Here is a 4,177-nt window from a genome sequence, read left to right on the forward strand (position 1 = left end):
ATTTATTCTTTTAAGGATATTAATTAAATCAAGATGCATACCACTGGTCTTTTGAGAGAGCTCTACTCCAATATTTAGTCGGTTAATATGAGTTTTGCGTAAGTTTATTTCCAAAGCATCAATATCTTCTTTTTGGTCAACTACTTTTTGTGCCATCCTTCGGTCCTGGAGAGCAAAAGCACCTATGGCACAGCGAAGATTATTATATATTTTTTGATGCATCTTTTTAATCTCTTCTAACCCTTTCTCAGAAAATATAAGACTATGATCGATCTTTTTTTCTACCAAAGGAATCAAATTTTTATCAATCAAGTCCCCGATATGCTCAAGGTCGTCAACCACATACAATAGTCTAAATACTTCTTGAGAATGTTCCTTAGAAAGGGTTTCAAAGCTTATTTTAGTTAGATATCTGGTTATCTCTCGAGAAAGGTTATCTACAATCATATCTTGCTGGCCAACCTTGTCCAGTAATTTTTCATCATTATTAAGGAAAACTTGCATAATGCCTAATACCATCTCTTCAACAGTGTTAGAAATGCGCAATATCTCTTTACTGGCAAGATAAAAGGCAATTTCAGGAGTTTTAAGGGCACCGGCATCTAAAAATTTTGGTTTTTGTAAAGAATCTACTTCCTCGGTCTTGGGAATAATTTTTTCTAAAAGTTTGGCGAATCCTTCAGTAAAGGGTAGAAAAATTAGGGCATTGCCCACAATGATTAAGGCATGGGCATTGGCAATCTGTCGAGGTAGATTTATAGAAGTCTTTTGCACCAGATAAATTATTGGGGTAGTGAGCAGGAAAAATATAATAACTCCTCCTAGTTTAAATAATAAATTAGCCCAAATAACCCTTTTTGCACTCCTGGTAGCTCCGATGCCAGCGAAGAGGACGGTGGAGCAGGAGCCTAAATGTGAACCTAAAATAATAGGAATAGCCAGATTAAGAGAGATGAGCCCTTGCATAGCTAGAGAAATAGTTAAGCCCATAGTGGCAGTACTGCTCTGGATTAGACTGGTAAATAAGGTAGAGGCGAGCAGAGCTAATAGAGGAATATTTTCCAAATTAGTTAATGTTTCCTTAAAAAAGGCCTGGTCTTTAAGGGGAGAGACTGATTCTGACATCACCTTCATCCCCAGAAAAATAAAACCTACCCCCAGTAAAATATTGCCTATAAATCTCTGTTTTCTCTTTCTCCCTAAAATTATTAAACCAAATCCGACCATAATTATTAAGAGGGCATAATCAGATATCCTAAAGGCAATTATTTGGGTTGCTATAGTTGTCCCCATACTGGTTCCCAGCAAAATACTAAGTGTCTGACTTAAGCTCATAATTCCAGTATTTACCAGACTTACCAATAGAGTAGAGGCAGCGGTGCTGCTCTGGATAGTAAAGGTTAGGATAATACCGGCAAATAAAGCGATTAATTTATTTTTAGATAGAGTACTTAAGATTTGTTTTAACTTATTACCAAAGTTATTTTTTAAGCCTTCACTGGTCATTTGCATCCCATATAAGAATAGAGCCAATCCCCCAACCAAGCCCATTAGAATAAAAAACATATTGTTCTTTCTCCCGGTTTAAATTTTTATAAAAATATAGAAAACATTTATTATTTAACAATATATTCTATGCTCTTATCAATAGCCGATTTTATCTCTTCAATCTCCATCTTTTGTACTTCTTTAGCAAAAGGTTCCAAGGAGATATCCCCATTATAGCCTAGTTTAATTAGTAATTCTATCTGTTCCTTGCTTTTAAGTTTATCCTGGACGGATACTAAAATACGGTGATTATCTCTATATTGTTCAGTTGGAATAACACTTTCTACTCCAGAGATATGCACTAATCCGGTATAAGAAAGGTTATATTTATTTTCTATTATATCAAATGTATCAGGACCGATGTAGTGATGGAAAGTATCATAGACAATTTTGTAGTTAGGACAACCTGCCTCTTTTATAGCGTTCATAGCTGTAACTAATGAGCAAAGTGAGCTTTCTTTGAATCCCAGAGGTTCCACATAACCCCACAAATTACTTTCTTCAAATAACGGAGCGAATGATTTTAATGCTCCTACAGTTTCTTTAAAAAACTCTTTTGAATTCCTTCGGTCATTAACCTCGTTATTGGGACATAGTACGATTGCTTTGCACCCTATAGACAAAGACAGATTAATTAATTCTTTTAATTCTTTTATTGCTTGCTGCAATACTACACCCAGATTAAATTTTTGTAGGGCGTTGATAGTAAGTATCTCTAGGTCATATTTTTTTAATAAATCTTTAATTTCTTCTGGCGAATAAGTATCAATTACTCCTTTTCCAGGGAGGTCGTTTCGTAATTCGACCTTATTCAGACCTAAATCTGCAGTAAATTTAAAAAAATCTTCTAAGTTCAAATCCGGGTAGATTATTCTATTTAGACTAAATCTTGATCTTTCCATCATCCTATTCTCTCCCTTTTTATATTTTAATAGTTTTGTAAACTAAGATAAATTAAGCGTAACTTAATTTTTAGGAATATTTTTCTCGAGAAATTTGCTTATTTTTTATTATATTATCCTAAAGAAGTAAATTTGTAAACGAAACACCTGAAATTGGGGAGTTAGGAAACAAAAAAATTGACGATTATAATTTGGTATGATATTATAATAACAAAATTGAATATAAATGGTGGAGAAACAAGAGAGAACCATTTTATTAACCGGGGGCTTAAGCCCTTTTATCTGAATATATTCGGATATGCAGGTTAATGAAATGGTTTTTTATTTGTAATATGAAGAGAATATCGATGAAGACAGATGTGGTAATTATAGGAGGAGGGGTAATCGGCACTGCTATTGCCCGAGAATTATCCAGATACAGACTGGATATAACTCTTATAGAAAAAGAAGATGATGTGGCAATGGGGACCAGTAAGGGTAATTCTGGGATTATCCATGCCGGCTATGATGCTGATTTTAAAACCTTAAAAGGTAAACTTAATATAAAGTCAAATTTAAAATTTGATAAGCTGTGTGCAGATTTAAAAGTTCCCTTTAAGAGGATAGGTTCATTGGTGGTGGGCTTTAACGAGAAAGATTTTAATAAAGTGAAAGATCTAAAAGTGAACGGAGAAAAAAACGGAGTTAAAAATTTAGAAATAATTACTGGTGATAAGTTATTTAGATTAGAAGCAAATTTAAATCCCCAAGCCAAGTATGCCCTTTATGCCCCTTCTGCCGGAATTATTTCCCCTTATGAATTAACTATCGCCCTGGCTGATAATGCAGTAATAAATGGAGTTAAAGTCTTACTGGAAACCGAAGCAAAGGATATAATAATTGAGAAAGGACAGACTTATGGCATACTTACCAACAAGGGGTTAATTGAAACTAGGGTAATAATAAACGCTGCTGGGTTATATGCTGATGAGATGGCTAAACTTATCGGAGAAGATTTTAAGATAAAGCCTTTAAAAGGTGAATACAGGCTATTTGATAAACAATGGGGGAGCTTAGTTGGTCATATCCTTTTTCCTATTCCCACTAAATTAACAAAAGGAATTTTGGTAGCGCCAACGGTTCATAACAATCTCTTAATAGGACCTAACTCTTATCAGGTTGAGGAAAAGGATGATCTGGCTACTACTGAGGTCGGGATAAACGAAGTATATTCGGGAGCAAGAAAATTAGTTCTCCATCTTCCCCATCAAGATCTGGTGGCTTCTTTTACCGGTTTAAGGGCAAATATTGAGGGCAGAGATGATTTTATTATTGAGCCCTCAAAAAAGGTTAAAGGTTTTATCAATGTGGCAGGTATTAAGTCACCGGGCTTAAGTTCAGCCCCGGCTATTGCCGAAATGGTCAGCGATATTTTAAAAGAGGTAGCAAAAGAAATTTCCCCCCAATTAGAACTAAATTATAAGGATAATTTTACAGAGACCTTATCCGACCAACCGAGATTTACAGAATATGCAGACAAGATAGAAAGATGGCAGGAGATAATAGAAAGAGATTCCGATTATGGAGAGATTATCTGCCGATGTGAGAAGGTAAGCAAAGGAGAAATAATAAGGGCTATCCATCAACCGGTGCCCGCCAGAAGTCTTGATGCCATAAAGAGAAGGACCAGGGCAGGGATGGGCCGATGCCAGGGAGGTTTTTGTAGTCCCAGAGTTTTAAGAATCCTA

At 35.3% G+C, this 4,177-nt stretch carries 3 protein-coding genes; 1 reads left to right on the forward strand and 2 read right to left on the reverse strand.

The annotated features are described in order from the left end of the window. Both COZ07_RS02575 and COZ07_RS02580 read right to left on the reverse strand, forming a co-directional pair. Positions 1-1,566: Na/Pi cotransporter family protein (locus tag COZ07_RS02575; RefSeq protein ID WP_406607030.1), on the reverse strand; the 1,566-nt coding region annotated here is incomplete at its 3' end. A gap of 50 nt (positions 1,567-1,616) precedes the next feature. Further along, positions 1,617-2,453, reverse strand: a complete 837-nt coding sequence (locus COZ07_RS02580) for a TIM barrel protein (protein WP_406607031.1) — start codon at positions 2,451-2,453, stop codon at positions 1,617-1,619. Positions 2,454-2,797: 344 nt separating this feature from the next. Here COZ07_RS02580 and COZ07_RS02585 point away from each other — a divergent pair. After that, on the forward strand, positions 2,798-4,177 hold a 1,380-nt coding region (locus COZ07_RS02585; RefSeq protein WP_406607032.1), incomplete at its 3' end, for an NAD(P)/FAD-dependent oxidoreductase.

The organism is Candidatus Infernicultor aquiphilus (genome assembly GCF_002784285.1).
GTDB lineage: Bacteria > Atribacterota > Phoenicimicrobiia > Phoenicimicrobiales > Phoenicimicrobiaceae > Infernicultor > Infernicultor aquiphilus.